Source organism: Streptomyces sp. NPDC048389 (genome assembly GCF_040706335.1).
Classification (GTDB): domain Bacteria; phylum Actinomycetota; class Actinomycetes; order Streptomycetales; family Streptomycetaceae; genus Streptomyces.
Window position 1 is genome coordinate 1 of record NZ_JBEZKP010000075.1, and the last position, 21,348, is coordinate 21,348.

The 21,348-nt window shown below is 72.7% G+C and carries 23 protein-coding genes, 1 CRISPR repeat array and 1 riboswitch; of the genes, 14 read left to right on the forward strand and 9 right to left on the reverse strand.

Going from position 1 to position 21,348, the window contains the following annotated elements; translation table 11 throughout:
- The coding region (locus AB0903_RS31590) for a ribonuclease H (RefSeq protein WP_366708174.1) at window positions 1-533 on the reverse strand (533 nt) is incomplete at its 3' end.
- Window positions 534-802: 269 nt separating this feature from the next.
- Between AB0903_RS31590 and AB0903_RS31595 the strand changes: the two genes are divergently transcribed.
- The 4 genes from AB0903_RS31595 (at window position 803) to AB0903_RS31610 (ending at window position 5,333) form a co-directional block, all read left to right on the forward strand.
- Window positions 803-1,210 (forward strand): YciI family protein, encoded by a 408-nt coding sequence (locus AB0903_RS31595; protein ID WP_366708175.1) that lies wholly within the window; start codon window positions 803-805, stop codon window positions 1,208-1,210.
- Between the two features lie 8 nt (window positions 1,211-1,218).
- Window positions 1,219-2,364 carry a DUF6596 domain-containing protein gene (locus AB0903_RS31600; RefSeq protein WP_366708200.1) on the forward strand — a complete coding sequence of 382 codons (1,146 nt, stop codon included), beginning with the start codon at window positions 1,219-1,221 and terminating at the stop codon, window positions 2,362-2,364.
- A gap of 355 nt (window positions 2,365-2,719) precedes the next feature.
- The gene (locus AB0903_RS31605; protein ID WP_366708176.1) at window positions 2,720-4,261 is read left to right on the forward strand and encodes a fused MFS/spermidine synthase; all 1,542 of its coding nucleotides are present in this window, start codon (window positions 2,720-2,722) and stop codon (window positions 4,259-4,261) included.
- Between the two features lie 231 nt (window positions 4,262-4,492).
- A CRISPR array of direct repeats spans window positions 4,493-4,704; the repeat unit is 29 nt; unit sequence GTGTTCCCCACGCAGGCGGGGGTGTTCCG.
- Between the two features lie 476 nt (window positions 4,705-5,180).
- Complete coding sequence (locus AB0903_RS31610) at window positions 5,181-5,333, forward strand: helix-turn-helix transcriptional regulator (protein WP_366708201.1); 153 nt, start codon at window positions 5,181-5,183, stop codon at window positions 5,331-5,333.
- 86 nt (window positions 5,334-5,419) lie between these two features.
- On the opposite strand, the gene AB0903_RS31615 is transcribed toward AB0903_RS31610, so the two are convergent.
- Genes AB0903_RS31615 through AB0903_RS31635 form a run of 5 tightly spaced genes read right to left on the reverse strand, consistent with a single transcriptional unit; the run spans window position 5,420 to window position 7,488 of the window.
- Complete coding sequence (locus tag AB0903_RS31615; protein ID WP_366708177.1) at window positions 5,420-5,578, reverse strand: hypothetical protein; 159 nt, start codon at window positions 5,576-5,578, stop codon at window positions 5,420-5,422.
- Between the two features lie 5 nt (window positions 5,579-5,583).
- Window positions 5,584-5,793, reverse strand: coding sequence for a hypothetical protein (locus tag AB0903_RS31620; protein ID WP_366708178.1), 210 nt, complete (start codon window positions 5,791-5,793; stop codon window positions 5,584-5,586).
- Window positions 5,786-6,064, reverse strand: a complete 279-nt coding sequence (locus tag AB0903_RS31625; RefSeq protein WP_366708179.1) for a hypothetical protein — start codon at window positions 6,062-6,064, stop codon at window positions 5,786-5,788. Before AB0903_RS31625 ends, AB0903_RS31620 begins: the two co-directional genes overlap by 8 nt.
- Window positions 6,061-6,249, reverse strand: a complete 189-nt coding sequence (locus tag AB0903_RS31630) for a hypothetical protein (protein ID WP_366708180.1) — start codon at window positions 6,247-6,249, stop codon at window positions 6,061-6,063. Before AB0903_RS31630 ends, AB0903_RS31625 begins: the two co-directional genes overlap by 4 nt.
- A gap of 60 nt (window positions 6,250-6,309) precedes the next feature.
- The gene (locus AB0903_RS31635; protein WP_366708181.1) at window positions 6,310-7,488 is read right to left on the reverse strand and encodes a helix-turn-helix transcriptional regulator; all 1,179 of its coding nucleotides are present in this window, start codon (window positions 7,486-7,488) and stop codon (window positions 6,310-6,312) included.
- Between the two features lie 117 nt (window positions 7,489-7,605).
- On the opposite strand from AB0903_RS31635, the gene AB0903_RS31640 reads away from it, so the two are divergent.
- Complete coding sequence (locus AB0903_RS31640) at window positions 7,606-8,139, forward strand: flavoprotein (RefSeq protein WP_366708182.1); 534 nt, start codon at window positions 7,606-7,608, stop codon at window positions 8,137-8,139.
- Between the two features lie 90 nt (window positions 8,140-8,229).
- Here AB0903_RS31640 and cutA read toward each other — a convergent pair whose 3' ends face one another.
- Window positions 8,230-8,529 carry a divalent cation tolerance protein CutA gene (gene cutA, locus AB0903_RS31645; protein ID WP_366708183.1) on the reverse strand — a complete coding sequence of 100 codons (300 nt, stop codon included), beginning with the start codon at window positions 8,527-8,529 and terminating at the stop codon, window positions 8,230-8,232.
- Between the two features lie 413 nt (window positions 8,530-8,942).
- Here cutA and dhaK point away from each other — a divergent pair, with 413 nt between their 5' ends.
- The 7 genes from dhaK (at window position 8,943) to AB0903_RS31680 (ending at window position 14,181) form a co-directional block, all read left to right on the forward strand.
- Window positions 8,943-9,935, forward strand: a complete 993-nt coding sequence (dhaK, locus tag AB0903_RS31650) for a dihydroxyacetone kinase subunit DhaK (RefSeq protein WP_366708184.1) — start codon at window positions 8,943-8,945, stop codon at window positions 9,933-9,935.
- A gap of 56 nt (window positions 9,936-9,991) precedes the next feature.
- Window positions 9,992-10,603, forward strand: a complete 612-nt coding sequence (gene dhaL / locus AB0903_RS31655; RefSeq protein ID WP_366708185.1) for a dihydroxyacetone kinase subunit DhaL — start codon at window positions 9,992-9,994, stop codon at window positions 10,601-10,603.
- Entirely contained in the window at window positions 10,600-11,010 is a 411-nt protein-coding gene (locus AB0903_RS31660) for a PTS fructose transporter subunit IIA (RefSeq protein WP_366708186.1), read from the forward strand. The genes dhaL and AB0903_RS31660 overlap by 4 nt, the downstream gene beginning before the upstream one ends.
- 282 nt (window positions 11,011-11,292) lie before the next feature.
- A riboswitch (cobalamin riboswitch) is annotated at window positions 11,293-11,487 on the forward strand.
- A gap of 29 nt (window positions 11,488-11,516) precedes the next feature.
- Window positions 11,517-12,206, forward strand: a complete 690-nt coding sequence (locus AB0903_RS31665) for an energy-coupling factor ABC transporter permease (protein WP_366708202.1) — start codon at window positions 11,517-11,519, stop codon at window positions 12,204-12,206.
- On the forward strand, window positions 12,203-12,550 hold the full coding sequence (locus tag AB0903_RS31670) for an energy-coupling factor ABC transporter substrate-binding protein (protein WP_366708187.1): 348 nt from the start codon (window positions 12,203-12,205) through the stop codon (window positions 12,548-12,550). The genes AB0903_RS31665 and AB0903_RS31670 overlap by 4 nt, the downstream gene beginning before the upstream one ends.
- A gap of 6 nt (window positions 12,551-12,556) precedes the next feature.
- A complete protein-coding gene (cbiQ, locus tag AB0903_RS31675; RefSeq protein WP_366708188.1) occupies window positions 12,557-13,306 on the forward strand; it encodes a cobalt ECF transporter T component CbiQ in 750 nt (249 codons plus the stop codon).
- Between the two features lie 2 nt (window positions 13,307-13,308).
- Entirely contained in the window at window positions 13,309-14,181 is an 873-nt protein-coding gene (locus AB0903_RS31680; RefSeq protein ID WP_366708203.1) for an ATP-binding cassette domain-containing protein, read from the forward strand.
- Between the two features lie 64 nt (window positions 14,182-14,245).
- Here the strand turns inward: AB0903_RS31680 and AB0903_RS31685 are convergent, their stop codons facing one another.
- Complete coding sequence (locus AB0903_RS31685) at window positions 14,246-16,267, reverse strand: heavy metal translocating P-type ATPase (RefSeq protein WP_366708189.1); 2,022 nt, start codon at window positions 16,265-16,267, stop codon at window positions 14,246-14,248.
- A 132-nt stretch (window positions 16,268-16,399) separates the two neighbouring features.
- Here AB0903_RS31685 and AB0903_RS31690 point away from each other — a divergent pair, with 132 nt between their 5' ends.
- Together AB0903_RS31690 and AB0903_RS31695 are read left to right on the forward strand one after the other, a co-directional pair.
- Window positions 16,400-16,783 (forward strand): metalloregulator ArsR/SmtB family transcription factor, encoded by a 384-nt coding sequence (locus AB0903_RS31690; protein WP_366708190.1) that lies wholly within the window; start codon window positions 16,400-16,402, stop codon window positions 16,781-16,783.
- A gap of 79 nt (window positions 16,784-16,862) precedes the next feature.
- The gene (locus tag AB0903_RS31695) at window positions 16,863-17,744 is read left to right on the forward strand and encodes a siderophore-interacting protein (RefSeq protein ID WP_366708191.1); all 882 of its coding nucleotides are present in this window, start codon (window positions 16,863-16,865) and stop codon (window positions 17,742-17,744) included.
- A 204-nt stretch (window positions 17,745-17,948) separates the two neighbouring features.
- On the opposite strand, the gene AB0903_RS31700 is transcribed toward AB0903_RS31695, so the two are convergent.
- Entirely contained in the window at window positions 17,949-21,305 is a 3,357-nt protein-coding gene (locus AB0903_RS31700; RefSeq protein WP_366708192.1) for a BTAD domain-containing putative transcriptional regulator, read from the reverse strand.
- Between the last annotated feature and the right edge of the window lie 43 nt (window positions 21,306-21,348).

The following is a 21,348-nucleotide window of genomic DNA, read 5'->3' on the forward strand; positions in this document are numbered from 1 at the left end:
GAGCCAGACGTCGGGGTGGACCTGGCGCCGGTCCGTGCCGGCGCCTCCGGCGGTGGCAGAACGGACCCGGCGGCCGAGCCTGCGGCCTGCTGCGTGACGGCGGTGCGGCTGGCCGCGGCGTCGGCGGCGGCGTTCAGCGGATCCCCGTCGACCTGGTGCGCGGGGGTATGGACGAACGTCACGTCCCGGCCGGTCAGAAGGGTGTCGATGGCCATCACCAGGTCCTGGTTGGCCACCGGGCCACCGGAGGCCGTCCGCCAGCCCTTGCGGCGCCAGCCCGGCAGCCAGGTGGTCACCGCCTTCATGGCGTACTGCGAGTCCATCCGTACTTCGAGCGGGGTCACGGGGTCGGTCGACCGCAGGAGTTCCCGCAGGGCGGTCAGCTCCGCCACGTTGTTCGTGGCCCGGCCCAGCGGCCCCGCCTCCCAGGAGACGACTCTCCCGTCGGCGTCTCCGACCACCCATGCCCAGGCCGCAGGCCCGGGATTCCCTTTCGACGCCCCGTCGCACGCGGCGATGATCCGTTCCACCATTCCTCCGATGCTGCCACGCGCGCCGCGCCGGCCCGCGCCGGGGGCACCGGGAGCTCGGGGCGTCGCCGGCCGGGCCGAGGGCGGCACCGGCCCTCTCTCCGTCGGCCGCGCCCGCTGGAGCGGCCCGAGCACCCCGGGAGACTGCTCGCACGGCCTCTCCGCGAGAGCCGGAAAAAGATCCGGCCGGTGATGTCGAGAACCCGTGGCCCGCTACGTCCCCGTAGTGAACGCGACCACAATGGGTCACACCAGTACCGAGGAGAACCACGATGGCCAAGTACCTGCTGCTCAAGCACTACCGCGGCGCCCCGGCCCCGGTCAACGACGTGCCCATGGACAAGTGGACGCAGGAGGAGATCTCGGACCACGTCCAGTACATGCAGGACTTCGCGGCCCGGCTCGAGGAGACGGGAGAGTTCGTCGACGGCCAGGCGCTCGCCCCCGAGGGGACGTTCGTCCGGTACGACGGCGAGGGCCGCCCGCCGGTGACCGACGGTCCGTTCGCCGAGACGAAGGACCTCATCGCCGGCTGGATGGTGATCGACGTCGACAGCTACGAGCGCGCCGTCGAGCTGGCCGGAGAACTGTCGGCCGCCCCCGGGGCCGGCGGGAAGCCGATCCACGAGTGGCTCGAATTGCGCCCGTTCCTGGCCGCGCCGCCCACCATCACGGAGTGAACGCAGCGATGGACGAGGCTCGGCTCCGGAGCCTCACCCCGGGCGTGCTCGCAGTCCTCGTCCGCCGCGGAGCCGACTTCGCGGCGGCCGAGGACGCCGTACAGGACGCGCTGGTCGAGGCGGTACGCACCTGGCCGGCCGCCCCTCCCCGGGACCCCAAGGGCTGGCTGGTCACCGTGGCCTGGCGGCGGTTCCTCGACGCGACCCGGTCGGACGTCGCCCGTCGCCGTCGTGAGGACCTGATCGAAGAGGAACCGCCGCCCGGTCCCACTCCCGCGGTGGACGACACGCTCCAGCTCTACTTCCTGTGCGCACACCCCTCCCTGACGCCGTCCTCGGCGGTCGCGCTCACGCTCCGCGCCGTCGGCGGGCTGACCACCCGCCAGATCGCCCGGGCGTACCTGGTGCCCGAGGCGACCATGGCGCAGCGGATCAGCCGGGCCAAGCGCACCGTCTCCGGCGTGCGCTTCGACCGCCCCGGCGACGTCGCCACCGTGCTGCGTGTCCTGTACCTGGTCTTCAACGAGGGCTACTCGGGCGATGTCGACCTCGCCGCCGAAGCGATCCGGCTCACCCGGCAGGTCGCGGCCCGGGTCGACCACCCCGAGGTCGCGGGACTGCTCGCCCTCATGCTGCTCCACCATGCCCGGCGCGCCGCCCGCACCGCGCCGGACGGCAGCCTGGTGCCGCTCGCCGAGCAGGACCGCGGCCGATGGGACACCGGGTCGATCGCCGAGGGCGTCGACATCCTGCACGCGGCTCTCGCCCGCGACCGGCTGGGCGAGTTCCAGGCCCAGGCCGCCGTCGCCGCGCTCCACGCCGACGCGCCCACTGCCGAGGAGACCGACTGGGTGCAGATCGTCGAGTGGTACGACGAACTCGTACGCCTGACCGACAGCCCGGTCGTCCGGCTCAACCGCGCGGTGGCGGTCGGTGAGGCCGACGGACCGCGGGCCGGCCTGGCGGCGCTCGCGGCGCTGGACGACACACTGCCCCGCCACACCGCCGCGGCGGCGTACCTCCACGAGCGCGACGGCGACCTGGCGACGGCGGCACGGCTGTACGCCGAGGCGGCCCGGAAGGCACCCGATCTCGCCGAGCGCCACCACCTGACGCGCCAGGCCGCCCGGCTCAACGCCCGCCGGAGCCAGTGACGTTCGCGGCTCGGAGTCGACCGACCGCCGACCACCGACCGCCGACCACCGACCACCGACCACCCCGGCCCGGAACACCGTTGCGGCCGTGACACCCACCGGCAGGGTGTTCGATCCAGCCCGGGACGGACGGGAGAGCAGAACACGCCTGCCACATCAGGGAGTTCCGTCGGTTCCAGGGACCCCGAGGGCGCGGACGTCCCCAAGTGGTGACATACCACGCCCTTGTTCTGTTTCCATTGCTCGGTCCGCGAACTGATCAGAAATGCGGCCACGCACCCAACTGCCCGCCGCTGAACGTCTGCTCGCGCCGAAGGTTCCCAGACAAACCGTGGTCGACGCGTCGCGTGCAAGGATGTCGCCCGTGACCACATCGCCTTCCCCACCTGTCGACGAGGGCACGCCTCGCGACCACGGCCCGGGTCCCCGCACCGCCGCCGTGCTCGTGTTCGTGTCCTCGGCCGCAGTCCTGGTGGTCGAGATCGTCGCTTTGCGGCTGCTGGCGCCCTACCTCGGCCTCACCCTCGAGACCAGCACCATGGTGATCGGCATCGCCCTCACCGCGATCGCCCTCGGCTCCTGGCTGGGTGGCCGCATCGCCGACCAGGTCAATCCGCGCCGGCTCATAGGCCCCTCGCTCGGGGTGTCGGGAGTGGTCGTGGCGCTCACCCCCGTCGTCCTGCGCGCCACGGCGGAGTGGGCACCGGCGCTGCTCTTGCTGATCGCGTCGCTGACCATCCTCGTGCCGGGCGCGCTGCTTTCCGCGGTGACGCCGATCGTGACCAAGCTGCGCCTCACCAGCCTCGCCGAGACCGGAACGGTTGTCGGCCGGCTGTCCGGCGTCGGCACCGTCGGCGCCATCGTCGGCACGATCCTCACCGGCTTCGTCCTCGTCTCGCGGTTGCCTGTCAGTGGCATCCTGATCGGCCTCGGAGCACTGCTGGTGGTCGGCTCGGCGCTGGTCGAGTGGCGTACGCGCGGGTGGAGCAGCGCCGCCCTCGCGCTCGTGATCGTTGTCGGCGGCCTCGCCACCGTGGCCGCGCCCGGTGGCTGCGACAGAGAGACCAGGTACCACTGCGCACGGGTCGTCGCAGACCCCGACCGGGGCAGCGGCCGCACACTCGTCCTGGACGGCCTGCGGCACTCCTACGTCGACCTCGACGACCCGACCTTCCTGGAGTTCACGTATGTGCGCGCCATCGCGTCGGTGGTCGATGCCGCCTTTCCCGGACGTGAGCCACTTGCCGCCCACCACCTGGGCGGCGGCGGGCTCACCTTTCCCCGTTACCTCGCGGCCACGCGGCCAGGGACCCGCAGCCTCGTGTCCGAGATCGACAGCGGGGTCCTGCGCGTCAACCGCGACCAACTCGGTCTGGGATCAGGAGCCGGTATCCACGTACGCGCCGAAGACGGCAGGCTCGGCCTGCGGCGACTGGACGCCGGCAGTCGCGACCTCGTCGTCGGCGACGCCTTCGGAGGCGTCAGCGTGCCGTGGCACCTCACTACGGTGGAAGCGATGACGGACGTACGGCGGGTGCTCGACGAGGACGGCCTGTACGTCGCCAACCTCATCGATCACGGCGCTCTGGCCTTCGCACGTGCCGAAGTAGCCACCCTCGGCGAGACCTTCGAGCACGTCGCCCTCGTCGGCGAACCAACCGACATCGGTCTCGACCCGGCCGACACCCCGAAGGGCGGCAATATGGTGGTACTCGCCTCCGACCGACCAGTCGACCTACGGGCGACCCAGGCAACGCTGGACGCCCGGCAAACCGGCTGGAAGATCGCCACCGGCGACGACCTCACTTCCTGGATCGGCGATGCCCGACCACTCACCGACGACTACGCACCCGTCGACCAGCTCCTCCAGCCCTACAGCCCACGGAGCAGCCGGTGACAGGACACACGTCCGTGTTGCAGCTCCGCCGGCAACTGATCGCTGACGAAGCCGAACTCGGGGCTTTCAAGGTCTACGCGGACGGCCCCCGCGAGGACATGGTCGTCCACCAGTAGACTCGTCTGCCATGCGGAATGGCCTCCGCCCACGTTTGCTCCGTCAGGCGTACGGCTCTCGCCAGGAGACAGTCAAGGGATTGCAAAGCACCGCTAACGCTCCAGCTCAGGAAGTGTGTTCCCCACGCAGGCGGGGGTGTTCCGTGGCTGAGGCTGTCGACGAACACGGTCGGGTAGTGTTCCCCACGCAGGCGGGGGTGTTCCGCTCACGCACCTGGTGTAGCCATGCTGTACGTCGTGTTCCCCACGCAGGCGGGGGTGTTCCGCCGCCCAGACCGGCGGTCAGCCGCTCGAAGGCGTGTTCCCGGCGCAGGCGGGGGTGTTCCGATCACTGGTCAAGGCAGGGGCGGTCAGTCAGCGATCTCGCTGATCACGCGCAAGCTGTCGTGCAGCCCGCTGCGCAGGGTCTCGACGGTGCCGACCAGCTCGGCCGGGCTCATCGCCACCAGGTCGACGGCTCTCGCGTGATTCAGGCCCGGCGGGCGATGTCGACGCGGATGCGCTGCTCTTCGGTGAGCCGAACGCGGGTCGCCTCGGGCTCCGTCACTGGGCCGCTCCTTTCGTGCATACCGATCGCCGGCGGGCGCGCGGCAAGGCAGGGTCCGACGCGTCAGCGCAACATGTGCACTCCGCATCTTTCAAGTGACTCAAGCACCCTCATTCGAACGAGTGAATGATTCGGGGCGCCGGTTCCCACGCCTGGGAATGTACGGTACTCGATACAGACTTTCGATCTTGGAGCGGCAACGGTTGAGCAGTGCCGCCGCCGCTAGACCGCCCCACGCTCCTAGCTCACCGCAAAGCTGACGCAGGAGGCCGTCACATTACAGGCCGGGATCGAACGACCGACGCTCAACCGGATCGAGCAAGGGCACGCTGCGGCGCGTATCCACACTGAGATTCAGGTCTCTGAAGTGATCGGTGTCGAACTTGCCGAGCAGATGCGCCGTAGGTAACCCCGGCCTGCCCGAGGGGAGGACACAGACAGGCCGGGGCAGTCGTCCCTGCCCGCGGGCGATCGGCGGGGCCGCGGGCAGGAGGCTTATCGGTCGGAGAGCGTGCGTGGCCGGCACTCCGCGTCGCCGTCGCGATGCTGGTAGTCGTCAGGCCGGGCGCCGCTGGTCGCGAACAGCTGCGGCACGGTCACGGCCTGGCCCGCGATCGGCCGGTCGCAGCGTACGCAGATCCGAACGCCGCTCATCGCCGTCACGGGGTGCCTCCCGTCCACGCGCGCGCCAGCTGCTCAGTGTCCTCGACTGTCCACTCGCCCACGACGGCGACGCCCTCGCCGGCGGCGCAGACGAGGTGCGCGAGGATCGGCCAGCCGGGGCCGGACCCGGCCGGGCGGTGGCCGATGACGGCGTCTGGCTGCGGTGTCGTCTCGGGGCAGAGGGCGCATGCCAGGGTGCTAGCCACGAGACACCTCCCTCTCGGCGTAGGGGTTGCCGGGCGCCGGGGCCACCCGCCAGAACGTCAGCTGTACCGCGCGGAATGAGCGGTGCTCCGGGTACTGGCCGGTGTGCTTCAGCGCCCACACCTCGGCCGGCAGGCGCTCGCCCTCGGTCACACCGGAGGAGTCCCCGCACGTCGTGCACTGCGCCTCATGCAGCGGCTTCGTCGGGGCACCCTCGGATGCGTCTACGCCGAGGTGCCACTCAGCCGCCCTGATGATCGTGCGCGGGCTCATGCGAAGTGCTCCGCCCTCATCGTGCCCAGCAGCGCATACAGCACGGGCACACGGCGCTCCTCCGCGCAGCCCCGATGCGCGTACACCGACAGGCCGGACCCCGACGCGGAGCCGTGCTGCCGGACGCACACGTCCGCGCCTGGCTCAGGGCAGTAGGCGCACTCTCGTTGCCCCTGATCGCTCATATGGTGAGCGTCCCGCGTGGCAGGGGCTGGAACGCTCACAGATTTGTGAGCGTGTGAGCGCTACAACCCGATCCACGCAGCCATGTGAGCGAGAGTGTCAGGCGTGCGGCGAGCGGTGCGCACCAGACCGGATACGGCATCACGCGTGCCGGGGTGGTACCGCGTTTGCTCGGGCGCGGTGCGGCGGGCCTCGAGCAGGTGCCGCAGGGACGACTCGATATGCCCGGTCTCCATTTCCACGACCGCTCGGTCCACGAGATATCGGGCCCGGCGGGACGTGAGCGTCGACTGCGGCAGGCGCAGGGAGCGGGCCTGCTTCAGTCCCGCGTCCCACTGCCGCATGCGGACCTGCGCACCCAGCGCGTGAAGGGCAATGTTCACGTCCCCGAAGGACAGCCAGTGCACGTCCCGCGCGTCCCCGCCGACTGCCTGCGCCAACTCCCGGGCGGCGCCCAGGTGATGCTCGACGGCGGCGGCGTCCTCTGCCCGTGCGGCGACTGCAACTGCGCCGAGGTGTAGCTGTCCTGCAACAGCGAGCGCCTCCCGGGATGTCTCACCGGCGAGCAACGCGTGTCCGGCAGCTACGAGTCGGCGCCCCAGCCCGTCGGCCTCCTGGTGCGAGAGTGCCCGCTTGTACTGGCGTACAGCAGCGAGGTACGGATCGGAGGCCCGCTCGGCAGCCCACCCCATACGGTCGAGGGCAACCGCGGCCAGGTCCTGGTATCCCAGCTTCAGGGCAATGTCGTGTGCTGTGCGGTACGCGGAGGCGAGTGCCTGCCATGCCTGCGTACTCGGGCGTGTCTGCGCAGTATTCGTCAGGTCGGTGACGATGCCGGGCAGGACTTCGGCGGCGGCGCGGAGCCGGGTGGCCCGCACCTGCTGGCAGGCGGTGTCCGCCGCAGCGACGAGGATGGGCTGCGGGGCCGGCGTGGTGGTCGGGTCAGGGGCGAGGTCGAACAGAGTGAGGGACTCGCGGATGGGGCGTACGAGCGCAGCGAGACGGCGCCGCTGGATGCTGGTCAAGTGGTCCGCTCCGGTGAGCAGGGCGACGTCGATCCGGAGGGCACGGGCGACAGCGTCGACGAACTCAGGGCTCGGCGCACGGGCTCCGCATTCGATTTGGTTCAGCAGGCTGTACGAGTAGGGCAGGCGTTCAGCGAGCTGCCTCTGCGTCAGGTGCGCTAAGCGGCGCTGCTGTCGGATGCGGGCACCGGTGCGGTCGTCGTCGGGTGTGGGCATACTGTACTCCGTTCCTGACTCGTCATCTGGAACGCTATCCGCGCCAACCGGCGTTGGACCCGTGCCGCCCCTGATCCCGCTCGGTTCGGGGGCGGTCTCGTGTGATGCCATGTGGGCATGACGAGGACTCTGTACCTGTTCTGCGCGGCCGCGCCGCCGATCTTCCACGTAGCCGGAGTTGTGGAGGACGCACAGGCGCGCGGCTGGGATGTGTGCCTGGGGCTGACGCCGACGGCAGCCGGCTGGCTGGAGGACAGTCTCAGCGGGCTTGAGACGCTGACCGGGCATCCGGTGCGGTCCGCGTACCGGATGCCCGGCGGCGGGGACGTGTGGCCGCAGGCGGACGTGATTGCCTTCGCCCCGATCACAGCCAACAGCTTGAATGCCTGGGCTCTCGGGCTGACCCCGTCGTGGCCGGTCGGGGTCGTAGTCGAGGGGATCGGCAAGCGTATCCCCACGGTGGCGATGCCGTGTGTCAATCAGGCGCTGGCCGCACACCCGCAGGTCGACCGCTCCGTAGCCATGCTGCGCGAGGCCGGGGTGACGGTCCTGCATGGCGCCGGTGGATGGGTGCCGAACCCGTCAGGGCAGGGGCGGCCGGCCGAGTACCCGTGGCACCTCGTGCTCGACGCTGCCGACCGGGCAAGCTGACGTCCAGACATGACGAAAGCGCCCCCTCCCGCCCGTAGGCGAGAGGGGGCTGTTCCCCGCGCAGGCGGGGGTGTTCCGGTGCGGAACTTCTCAGTGCTGGTGCCGCCGGCGTGGTCCCCGCACCAGGGGCACGGCCTGCACCTGCGGGGTTTCCCAGGGGCGGTTCTCGAGCAGGTGCGCCTCAAGCTCCGGATAACGCTCGGTGCGAGTGGTGAGCAGTAACTGCCACTTTTCGCCGGTGCCGAACTCACCCAGGTGCCAGAAGACGGATGTGACGGGGCCGATGATCTGAGCGCCGGCGGCCAGCCGCACACGAACGGCAGTCTCGGCCAACCCGAACGCTTGGTCGCGAGTTTCGGTGGCGGTCGATACCTGCACGAAGTCAGTCATGCTAGCGGCCGGCCATGGGCATGCCGATCGGCCCCTCCCAGCGTCGGCGGGAGGGGCTCGTGGATCCTGGTCGGCCCTTCCGCCGCGGGCGGAGATGCGCAGGGGAACGATCCGGTGGCGAGGGAGACGCGCCGGAGCGTCACCGAATCTGTGCGCGGCCTTCGCCGCGCCGCTTCCCGATGGGGTCACGCCTCTTCGATACTGGACGCCCTTCGTCCCGACAACGACAGGCCGGTGCTCCTGACGAACAATCGGCAAAGTCGGCATTGAGGTCGGACTCGACCCCGCCGCGCACCCCCGAGACGAGACCGCCGTCGACCGCCACGCGCCAGGAACCCCTACAGACCCACTGACCGGGTAAGAGCTGCTCCAGGGCCCTGACCGGCCACGCCACCACCTTCCAGGAGGAACAGTTGAGGATGCTCATCAATGTGCCGGAGACCGTCGTCGCGGACGCGTTGCGCGGGATGGCTGCCGCGCACCCCGAGTTGGCCGTGGACGTGGACAACCGGGTGATCGTGCGGCGGGACGCGCCGGTCGCGGGGAAGGTGGCGCTGGTTTCCGGGGGCGGGTCGGGGCACGAGCCGTTGCACGGCGGGTTCGTCGGACCCGGGATGCTCGACGCGGCGTGCCCCGGGGAGGTGTTCACCAGCCCGGTGCCCGACCAGATGGTGCGGGCCGCCTCCGCTGTCGACAGCGGCGAGGGCGTGCTGTTCGTCGTGAAGAACTACACGGGTGACGTCCTGAACTTCGACATGGCCGCCGAGCTCGCGGAGGACGAGGGCGTACGGCTGGGGCGGGTCCTGGTCGACGACGACGTGGCCGTGACGGACAGTCTGTACACGGCCGGGCGGCGCGGCACCGGGGCGACCCTGTTCGTGGAGAAGATCGCCGGGGCCGCCGCCGAGGAGCGGGCTCCGCTGGAGCGGGTCGAGGCGATCGGCCGGCAGGTCAACGCGTCGTCCCGCAGCTTCGGCGTGGCGCTGAGCGCCTGCAGCACTCCGGCGAAGGGCGGGCCCACCTTCGACCTGCCGTCCGGTGAGCTGGAGTTGGGCGTCGGCATCCACGGCGAGCCGGGGCGGGAGCGCCGGCCGATGATGACGTCGCGGGAGATCGCCGACTTCGCCGTCGACGCCGTCCTGGAGGATCTGCGCCCCTCGGGCCCGGTGGTCGCCCTCGTCAACGGCATGGGCGCGACACCGCTGCTGGAGTTGTACGGCTTCAACGCGGAGGTCCAGCGGGTACTGGCCGAGCGGGACGTGCCCGTGGCCCGTACCCTCGTCGGCAATTATGTGACGTCTCTCGACATGGCCGGCGCGTCCGTGAGCCTCTGCCAGGTGGACGAGGAGTTGCTCAGGCTCTGGGACGCGCCGGTGCGGACCCCTGCGCTGCGCTGGGGCTCGTGACGGGCTCCGGGCCGTACCACCGTCCTTCGAACCGATCGACTGACCAGGGAGTTCCTGTGCTTGACGCCGACTTCTTCTTCCGCTGGCTGGCCGCCGTCGCCGCGGCCGTGGACCGGGAGGCGGACCGACTGACCGAGTTGGACTCGGCGATCGGTGACGCGGATCACGGCAGCAATCTCCGGCGCGGTTTCGCGGCCGTCGGCACCGCGCTGGAGAAGGAGCCGCCGGCGACGCCCGGCGCGGTCCTGATGCTGGCCGGACGGCAGTTGGTGTCGACGGTCGGCGGCGCGTCGGGCCCGCTGTACGGGACGCTGCTGCGGCGTACCGGCAAGGCGCTGGGCGATGACACGGAGGTGACGCCCGCGCGGCTCGCCGACGCGCTGCGGGCGGGAGTCGCCGCGGTGGCGCAGTTGGGCGGCGCGAAAGCGGGCGACAAGACGATGCTGGACGCACTGGAGCCTGCGGTGGCGGCGCTCGGCGACAGTACGGAGTCGTTCGCCGCGGCCCGCGAGGCCGCCGAGCAGGGGGCGCTGGCGACGGTGCCGCTGCAGGCGCGCAAGGGCAGGGCGAGCTACCTCGGTGAGCGCAGCATCGGCCACCAGGATCCGGGGGCCACGTCGTCCGCCTTGCTGGTCGCCGCGCTCGCCGAGGCGGTGGAGGCGGCATGAGCGACGGCGGGCAGGTCGGGATCGTGCTGGTCTCGCACAGCAGGGAGGTCGCCGCCGCGGTGGCCGAACTGGCCAAGGGGCTCGCGGGTGGCGGCGGTACGGCCCCGGTGGCGCCGGCCGGCGGCACACCGGACGGCGGTCTCGGCACCAGTGCGGAGCTGATCACCGCGGCGGCGGAGCGGGTCGACGGCGGCGCGGGCGTCGCGGTCCTGGTGGACCTGGGCAGCGCCGTACTGACGGTCAAGGCCCTGCTGGCCGAGGGCGGCGAACTCCCGGACGGGACCCGGCTGGTGGACGCGCCGTTCGTGGAGGGCGCGGTGGCGGCGCTGGTGACGGCCTCCGCGGGGGGTGACCTGGAGGCGGTGGAGGCCGCGGCCTCGGAGGCGTACGACTACCGCAAGGTGTGACGTCCGCCTACCGCCGGGCCACGGCAGGTGTGACGTTCGACTACCGCCAGGTGTGACGTCCGCCTACCGCCGGGCCACGGCAGGTGTGACGTTCGGCTACATCCAGGTGTGACATGCGGCTACCGCACGGGTGACGTTCGCCTACCGGAACCGGAAGGTGTGACGTTCGGTTACCACGTACGCCGCCGCGGGGCGCGCCCCGCGGCCGGGGTGTGGCGCACGGCTCACTCCGGCCGCGGGCGGGTGCGCCCGTGCGCGGCTTGTATGTCGCTGGTTGGCGCATTACTGTCACGGGGCCTTGGTGTTCGGGAAACCGGTGCAGTACCGGTGCGGCCCTCGCCACTGTGATCGGGAAGTCCGGCTCCGACCCCTCACGGGGAGCCACTGGGACACCGCGCCTGCGCGGTGCCCGGGAAGGCGGAGTACGGGCGGCATGACCCGTCAGCCAGGAGACCGGCCAGGGTGCGTTGTCCATCCACGAGGTGCTGGAGAGGGTCTCCCACATCATGCACATAGCCGAGGGGTATCTGCCCCCGTTGCACGCGGCCGCCTGGGGCGTCGCGTCCGCCCCGTTCGTCGTCCACGGAGTACGCGCCCTGACTCGCGAGGTCAAGGCCAATCCCGATTCCACCCTGCTGCTCGGAGCTGCGGGCGCTTTCACGTTCGTCCTGTCTGCCTTGAAGATCCCGTCGGTGACCGGCAGCTGCTCGCACCCGACCGGCACCGGTCTCGGCGCGATCCTGTTCAGACCGCCGGTCATGGCGGTGCTCGGCACGATTACGCTGCTCTTCCAGGCCCTGCTGCTGGCGCACGGCGGTCTGACCACGCTCGGCGCCAACGTCTTCTCGATGGCGGTCGTCGGCCCCTGGGCGGGGTACGGAATCTACCGGCTGCTGCGCGGGTTCGAGGCGCCGCTGATGGTGAGCGTGTTCTTCGGCGCGTTCACCGCCGACCTGTCCACGTACTGCATGACCACCGTGCAGCTGGCGCTCGCGTTCCCCGACCCGGGCAGCGGTGTGGCGGGCGCGCTGGCGAAGTTCGGCGGGATATTCGCGGTCACGCAGCTGCCGCTGGCCGTCAGCGAGGGCCTGCTCACCGTGCTGGTGATGCGGCTGCTCAGCCGGTCCAGCAAGGGAGAACTGACCAGGCTGGGCGTGCTGGTCGCGGGTACGAAGAAGGAGGCCGCGGTCCGATGAGCCGTAACGCGAGAATCAACACCCTGCTCCTGCTGGTCGTGGCGGCCCTGGCCGTTCTGCCCCTGGTCCTGGGGCTCGGGGACCACAAGGAGGAGCCGTTCGCCGGCGCCGACGGGGAGGCCGAGGCGGCGATCACGGAGCTCGAACCGGACTACGAGCCCTGGTTCTCCCCGCTGTACGAACCGCCGTCCGGCGAGGTCGAGTCGGCGCTGTTCTCCCTGCAGGCGGCGCTCGGCGCGGGTGTACTGGCGTACTACTTCGGGCTGCGCCGGGGTCGGCGGCAGGGAGAGGAACGGGCAAGGGCAGCCGCCGAGGACTCGGACACCACCGCGCCGGCGGCGTAGCCGCCGATGCTTCCCATCGACGTGGCGGCGCACAGCAGCAGCTGGCGCCGCCGCCACCCGGGCGAGAAGGCCGCCCTCGGGATCGGCCTTACGGTGACGGCCGTCTGCCTGCCGCCGTGGCCCGGCGCCGTCCTCGTCGCCGCGGCCACACTCGCCGTACTGCTCGGTCCGGCGGGGGTGGCGCCGCGTCGGCTCTGGAGGGCGTTCCGGATCCCGCTGGGGTTCTGTGTCACCGGCGCCGTACCTCTGCTGTTCTCCGTGGGCGGCCCGGACGGCCTGGTCGCGTTCGCGCCCGACGGGCCGGGACACGCCGTGCGGCTGCTGTTGCGCACGTCGGCTGCCTCGCTGGGCGTGCTGCTGTTCGCCTTCACGACGCCGGTGTCCGACGTGCTGCCGCGGCTCGTGAAGGCCGGCGTGCCGCCCGCGGTCGTCGACGTGGCGCTCGTGATGTACCGCATCAGTTTTCTGCTGCTCGACGCCGTCGGCAATATCCGCCAGGCCCAGGCCGCCCGCCTCGGCCACACGACCAGAGCCGCGGCGTGGCGCTCGCTCGCGGGGCTGGGGGCGACGGCCTTCGTACGCGCCTTCGACCGGGCGGGCCGGTTGCAGACGGGGCTCGCGGGCCGCGGCTACGACGGCACCCTGCGCGTGCTGGTGCCTGCGGCCACGGTGTCCCGCCCGTTCCTCGCCGGGGTCGCCGCGCTGCTGACGGGAATCGTCGTCCTCACTCTCGTACTCGAAAGGTACGCCCTGTGATCGTGGAACTCGTCGACGCCGGTTACGCCTACGAGGACGGCCCCGCCGTGCTCAGCGGCGTCGGTCTGGGCCTCGCGGAGGGCAGGTCGACCGCGCTGCTGGGACGCAACGGCAGCGGCAAGACGACCCTGCTGCGGCTGCTGAGCGGCGGGCTGCGGCCCGCGACGGGTGGGCTGCGCCTGTGCGGCGAGCCGGTGACCTACGACCGGGCGGGGCTGACCCGGCTCCGTACGACGGTGCAGCTGGTGCTGCAGGACCCGGACGACCAGTTGTTCGCGGCGTCGGTCGAGCAGGACGTGTCGTTCGGTCCGATGAACCTCGGGCTGGAGGAGGCCGAGGTACGGACCCGGGTGGACGAGTCTTTGGCCGCGATGGACATCGTGGCGCTGCGGGACCGGCCAACCCATCTGCTCTCGTACGGGCAGCGCAAGCGGGCCGCGATCGCCGGCGCGGTGGCGATGCGGCCGCGGGTGCTGATCCTGGACGAGCCGACGGCGGGGCTGGATCCGCACGGGCAGGAGCGGCTGCTCGAGGTGCTCGGCGGTCTGCGCGCAGGCGGCACGACGGTGGTCATGGCGACGCACGACGTCGACCTCGCCCTGCGCTGGGCGGACGACGCCGCCGTGCTGACACCGGACGGCCTGCGGACCGGGCCGGCGCGCGAACTCCTCTCGGACCGGGCGCTGCTGGAGGCGGCGCGGCTGCGTATGCCGTGGGGGACGGCGGTCGCTCAGCTGCTGCGGGCGCAGGGGCTGCTCGGTGCGGGCGAGGGGCCGCGGACGGCGGAGGAGCTGGCGGCCTGGACGCTGGACGCCTCCCCCGGCCCGCCTCTCCCCGGTACCGGTCCTGCGCCCCGGGCCACTTCCCGCGGCTGACACCCGGGCACGCCACGCCCCTGCCCCGCCCTCGCCCCCGGCTGGCGCCCCGCACCCCGCCGCGTCACGCCGCCGCCGCGTCGCGCCATGCCGACTCCCGGAGCAGACGCAGCCCGTTGAGGCCCACGAGGACCGTGGAGCCCTCGTGGCCCGCGACGCCGAGAGGGAGTGGGAGGTGCCAGGCCAGGTCCCAGACGACCAGGACGCCGATGCACACCGAGGCGATCACGAGATTCTGTACGACCAGTCGGCGGGCCCGCCGCGACAGGGCCACGACCGCCGGGACGGCGGCCGCCTCGTCCCGTACGACGACGGCATCCGCGCTCTCCAACGCCAGGTCGGAGCCGGCCCGCCCCATGGCGACACCGGCGCTCGCCGCCGCCAGCGCGGGCGCGTCGTTGACGCCGTCGCCGACGACCAGGACCTTGTCACCGGCCTGTTCCCATTCCCGTACGGCTGCGACCTTGTCCTGCGGCAGCAGTCCGGCCCGTACGTCGGTGATGCCGACCTCCGCCGCCACTCGCGCCGCCGCCCGCGGATTGTCACCGGTGAGCAGCGTCGGCCCGGTGCCGGTGAGCCTGGCGAGGGCGGCGACGGCCTCCGGTGCGCCGGCCCTGAGCCGGTCGTCGACGGCCAGCACGGCGACGGGTTCGCCGTCCACCTCGACCACGACCGCCGTACGGCCGCCGGTCTCCGCCTCCGTAACCGCCTCTGCCACCGCTTCCGCAACCGCCTCTGCGCCCGACGAGCCTGCGCCGGCCGGCAGCGCGGCGGGACTGCCCACGCGTACCCTGCGGCCCGCGACGAGCGCCGACACCCCACGTCCCGGCATCGAGTCGAACTCCCGTGCCTCCGGGAGCCGCAGGCCGCGTTCTCGGGCCGCCGCGACGACCGCGCGGCCGAGCGGGTGCTCGCTGTGGATCTCGGCCGCGGCGGCGAGGGTCAGCGCGGTGTCCGCGTCGATGCCGCCTGCCGGCAGGGGGTGCACCCCTGCGACGCGCGGCGCCCCTTCGGTCAGCGTGCCGGTCTTGTCGAGCGCGACCCGTGTGACGGACGCCAGACGCTCCATCGCCACGGCGGACTTGACGAGCACTCCGTGGCGGCCGGCGTTGGCGATCGCCGAGAGCAGCGGCGGCATGGTGGCGAGAACGACGGCGCACGGCGAGGCCACGATCATGAACGTCATGGCTCGCAGCAGTGTGGCGGTGAAGTCGGCCCCGAAGGCGAGCGGCACGGTCAGCAGGGCGAGTGTGGCGACCACGACGCCGGTGGAGTACCGCTGTTCGATCTTCTCGATGAACAACTGGGTGGGCGCCTTGGTCGCGCTCGCCTCCTCGACCATGGCCACGATCCGCGCGATCACGGATTCGGCGGCGTCCGTGTCGACACGGACGCGCAGGGAGCCGGTTCCGTTCAGCGTGCCGGCGAAGACGGTGTCACCGGCGGTGCGCGCGACGGGGAGCGGCTCGCCCGTGATGGTCGCCTGGTCGACCTCGCTGGCGCCCTCCACCACCGTTCCGTCGGCGGGCAGCCGCTCTCCCGGCCGTACGAGCACCGTGTCGCCGACCCGCAACTCCGCCACGTCCACCGCTTCTTGGCCGCCGTCCGTGAGGCGTACGGCGCGGGCAGGGGCGAGGTCGAGCAGGCCGCTGACGGAGTCGGCGGTGCGGCGGGTGGCGAGCGCCTCCAGCGCGCCGGACACGGCGAAGATGACGATCAGCAGCCCGCCGTCGAGGAACTGCCCGATCGCCGCGGCCCCCGCCGCGGCGACGACCATCAGCAGGTCCACGTCGAGGGTCTTCTCGCGCAGGGCCTGGAGTCCGGCCCAGCCCGGTTCCCAGCCGCCGGCCGCGTAGCAGAGCGCGTAGAGGGGGCCCCAGGCCCAGGCCGGAGCGCCGCCGAGATCGAGGGGCAGGGCGCACAGGAACGCGGCGGCGGACAGTGCCGCCCAGCGGACCTCGGGCAGTGCGAAGAGCCGTGTGCGCCGTCGGACCGGCGCCGCGGGCGGGGTCGCGGCGGACGTGGGGGCGTCGGGGTCGCGTACCGGCGCGGCGGGCGAGGACGTCGGAGACGTCGGGGGGACCATCGGGAGCACACCTCTTCCATGGGTTCTCGGGTTCCGGGAACGGGGGTGAACGGAACCCGGCGCGAACACCATAGCGGAATACATGAAGAGGTCTTCATTCATACGTGCTGAGGCACGGCTACCATGTGGCCCATGGGACACGGAGTCAGCGACGACAGGGCCACCCCGGCCACTCATCTGGACGCGGACTCCGCCGCGACCATCGCCGCGACCCTCCAGGCTCTGGCGACGCCCTCCCGCCTGATGATCCTGACCCGGCTGCGCCAAGGGCCCTGCGGGGTGACCGAACTGGCGGAGGCCGTCGACATGGAGCAGTCCGCCGTCTCCCACCAACTGCGGCTGCTGCGCGCGCTGAGCCTGGTCTCGGGCACCCGGCAGGGCCGCCGTATCGAGTACAGCCTGTACGACAACCATGTCGCCCAGCTCCTCGACGAGGCGGTCTACCACATCGAGCACCTCAGGCTGGGCGCACGGGACATGCCCGGACCGGCCGGCCCGGAGCAGGACCCCGTGTAGGCGCGCTGTCGGCGGCGTGCAGGGGAGTACCGGAATCCTGGCGGACGTTCCTTGCCACCGCCCCGACTGGAGTCCCCCGATGTCCCAGCCACTGCCGGTCCGGTACATCCGCGTCACCGCGGTCCGCCGGCTGACCCCGCACATGATCCGCGTCTCCTTCGGCGCCCCTGATCTCGCCGACCTGGGCGTCGACGGCCCCGACCGGCAGGTCAAGCTGTACTTCCCCCGCTCCGGCCGCGAGGCTCCCCGGCTGCCCGACCCGGGCACCGGCAACGGCGACGTGATGCGCTGGTACGCCGCGTACTCGGCGATCCCGGAGAACGAGCGCCCCTGGATGCGCAGTTACACGGTCCGCGCACACCGGCCGCACGAGGCGGCGATCGACATCGACTTCGTGCTGCACGACGACGCCGGACCGGCGACCCGGTGGGCGGCCTCGGCCGCCCCGGGCGACACGCTCGGCATGTTCGGCCCTTCCGCGTACTTCGCCCCGCGCCGGCCACACGCCGATGCCGACTGGATGCTGCTGGCCGGTGACGAGTCGGCGCTGCCCGCGATCGGAACCCTGCTGGAGGCACTGCCGGCCGGGTCCAGGGCGGTGGCGTACGTCGAGGTGCCCGAGCGGGCCGACGAGCAGTCGTTCGACACGCCCGCCGAGGTGACGGTCCACTGGCTGCACCGGCACAGGCGGTCGGCACCGCCGGCCGTGCACGGAGAGCTGCTGATCGATGCCGTACGCGGTGCGGCGTTCCCCGACGGGCCGGTACGGGCGTGGCTCGCCGGGGAGGCGGGTGCGGTGCGGGCGATGAGGCGGCATCTGGTCCAGGAGCGCGGACTCGCCAAACCGGCAGTGGAGTTCAGCGGCTACTGGCGGGCGCGGCTCAGCCAGGACGACGCACCGACCGAGGAAGACCTGGCGGAGGCCCGGGAACGCCTCGCCGACGCCAAGCCGGCTCCCTGACGAACCGCGGCCCACTGACCGCCCCCCGGCCGACATCCCGGCGAACCACGATCCTCGCGCCGGGGCAGCGGCGTGAGGATCACGGCAGAGCAGCGACGTCGCAGCGTCCCGGCATCCTGTCGCCCCGCAGTCGCGGCATCCCGCCGCCCCGGCGTCCCGGCGGACCTTGGCTCCCCGACAGCGCCCTGGCACCCCCGTGCCTCCCTAGCCGGCACCCGGCGCGCTGCCGGAGATCAGGGCTGTGGCTTCCCGCAAGGACAGAGAGCCGCCCTCCGCGTACGCCGACTCGTACGCCTGCTCCCCCAGCACGCCACGCAGGTCGCTCTCCGCCCGCCCGCGCACCTCGGACTCGTCGGCGAACGGCCGGAAGCCGAGCCCGCCGGCCACCCGGTCGCCCGCGTCGTACGCGCCCAGGAGCCGTGCCCCGTCCACAGCCTCGCCGACGTGCGCCGCCGCCCATGCCGCGCACAGGAACTGATCACTGATCAGGTGCGGTGCCACCATGATGGCGAACCACTCCAGCCGCCGGACCGCCTGCTCGGCGCGGGAACGGGCGCCGGCGAAGTCCCCTTCGAGGCAGTCGAGCCAGCCGTGGGTGCCGACCAGGGCCGCAGAGAACAGTGCCGGTCCGGCTTCGGTCAGCTCCGCCTCGATCAGCCGCAGCTCCGACCGGGCGAGCGCGAGGCGGCCGGTGCGTCCGTAGTGCTGCACCAGCAGTACGCGGGCCGTGCTCACGACTTCCGCGGCCGCGAAACGCCCGGACTCCCGCACCGCCTCGACGAGTTGGCGTTCCGCCTGCTCCCGTTCGGCAGCCGTCCCGGCCGTCTTCAGGCGCGCCGAGGCGAGCCGCGCCTTGAACACGGGGACCTGTGCGTCCGCCTCGACGCGAGCGGAGCTTTCCATCGCCCGCTCGAAATCGGCCGCCGCCTCGCGGTGCATGCCCGCGCCCTCCAACGCCTCCCCACGGGCCGAGAGCGACTCGGCGATCCCCCAGTGGTCGCCCACCGCCTCGAACAGCGCCAGCGCCCGTCCGGCGTCGCGCAGCGCGTGGCCTGGGCCACCGCGCCGAGCGCCCGGCAACCGCGCCCTCATCAGGAGGGTGAACGCCAGCTCCCAGCCGTCGTCCCCACCATCCCGGCCCGCACCGCCCCGATCGGCCCCGTCGTCTCCGCCGAACTCGTCGACCACGGCGTCCAAGGTCTCCGCGAGACCGGCGAACCCGCCGGTCATCAGCCGGGCGAAGAACCACATGGACGCCGGCTGCCGGCGCAGCTGCGGCAGCCCCGGCCGGTAGGCGGCCACGACCGCGCGCAGAAACGCCTGGGTCCCGGGCTCCGACAGCCCCGTCCCGTCGTCCTCTGTGGACGCCAGGGCCATCAGCCGCACTCCGCGGCGCGCCTCCCACACCACCTCCTCCGGCCACGGAGGCGGGGCCGCCGTGACCGGGTCGGGCAGCGGCACGGCCGGGCGGACCGGCTCGGCGAACGGGTCCGGTCCGAGGCCGGCGACGGCGGGCGACCAGACACGGGCGTCCGCCTGGTGTCCGCGCTGCTGCCAGAACCAGTTCATCGACAGCACCAGGCAGAGCGCCTCCTGCTCCTCCTTGTGGCGTACGGCGGTGGTCAGCGCGGCGCGTACGTTGTCGAGTTCGGCCTCGAACCGGTCCAGCCATGCGGTCTGCCCGGGGCCGCGCAGCCCCGGGTCACCGGTGCGGGCGAGTTCGCGGTGGACCCGCATGTGGAGCAGTTCGACACGTTCGCGTTCACCGGCCTCGGCCAGGCGCTGCCGGGCGTACTCCGCGACGGTCTCCAACAACCCGTAGCGCATCCCGTCGGGGCCGCCCGGAACGGCGATCACCAGCGATTTGTCGACGAGCGACGTGAGCGAGTCGAGTGCGTCCGCGCCGCAGACGGCCTCCGCACGCTCCAGGGTGCAACCGCCCGAGAAGACCGAAAGCCTGCGCAGCACGGCCCGTTCGGACTCGTCGAGCAGGTCCCAGGACCAGTCGACGACCGCGCGCAGGGTCTGCTGGCGCGGCAGCAGGGTACGGCTGCCGCCGGTCAGCAGACGGAAGCGGTCGTCGAGCCGGTCGGCGATCTGGCGTGGCGTCAGGCTTCGCAGCCTGGCGGCGGCGAGCTCCAGCGCGAGAGGCAGCCCGTCGAGCCTGCCGCAGATCTCGGCGCAGGCCACCGGGTCGTCCGCGACGGTGAAGCCCGGCCTGGCGGCTGCACCCCGGTCGCCGAGCAGGCGCAGCGCCACGTCCTGCGGGAGCGGGCCGACGCCGCGGAGGGTTTCCCCCGGCACTCCCAGCGGTTCGCGGCTGGTGGCGAGGACCCGTACGCCGGGGCAGCGGGTGAGCAGCGCCTCGGCGAGGCGGGCGGCGGCGTCGACCACATGCTCGCAGTTGTCGAGCACCAGGAGCATGCGACGCCGGGCGCAGTGTTCCACCAGTTGCGCCAGTGGATCGCGGACCGGTGTGTCGGCCGGGCCGCGCACCTGCGTGGTGCGGGCTCCGAGTGCGGTCAGGACGGCCTCGGGCACGGTCGCCTCTTCGCGTACGGGTGCCAGTCCGGCAACCCACACACCGTCCGGCACGTCGCCGTGCGCGCCGGGGGCGCCGGCCGCGGCGGCGGCCTCGAACGCCAGACGGGTCTTGCCCGCCCCGCCGGGGCCGAGCAGCGTCACGAGTCGGCTGCGGCGCAACTCGACGGCCAGCGCCGCCAGTTCCTCCTCGCGGCCGACGAACGAGGTCAGCCTGGCCGGGATGGTGCCGCCGCCGGACCCGCGGCCGGTGCGATCCGCCCGGCCGGCGTGCGGCGCCGCATCCTCGCCGGTGAGCAACTGCGCGTGCAGCGCCCTCAGTTCGGCGCCGGGGTCGGCGCCGAGCCGGTCCGCGAGCCGCGCCCGCGCCTCCTCGTACGCCTGAAGCGCCTCCGCGTTCCGACCCGCCGCCTGCAGAGCCCGGATCAGCAGGGCGTGCAGGGGTTCGTCCAGCGGCGCGTCCGCCGTGAGGGCGGCGATCTCCGCGAGCACCTGCTCCGCCCTTCCGAGCGCCACCTCGACGGCGAGACGGTGCCGGTGCGCCTGGGAGCGGCGCCGCTCCGCCCGTACGGCCGACGGGTCGAGGTGTCGCCCCGGCAGGTCCGCGAGGGCCGGCCCGCGCCACAGGGCGAGCGCCTCGTCGAGCACGGCGGCCGCGGCGGCCGGCTCGCCGGCGTCCAGGGCGGCCGCGCCCTCGGACGCGAGCCGTTCGAACCGGAACAGGTCGATGTCCTCCGGCCCGGCGGCGAGCCGGTATCCGCCCGGTGCCGACTCCACGGCCTCCCGGCCGAGCGCCCGGCGCAGCCGCCCCACGAGGGCCTGGAGCGCGGCCGCCTCGTCGGCGGGCCGGTCGCCCTCCGCCCACACCTGGGCCACCAGCTCCCCGGGCGTCACCGGCCGGCCGGCACTCGCGGCCAGCGCCACGAGCAGCGCCCGCAGCCGGCTCCCGGACAGGGGCACGCCGGAGCCGTCGGGGCGCAGCACGTGAGTGGCGCCGAGGACGAGGTAGCGGTAGGTCACCGCCTCATTGTCCCCGGACGCGGCGTGGGATCCGAAGCCCCCG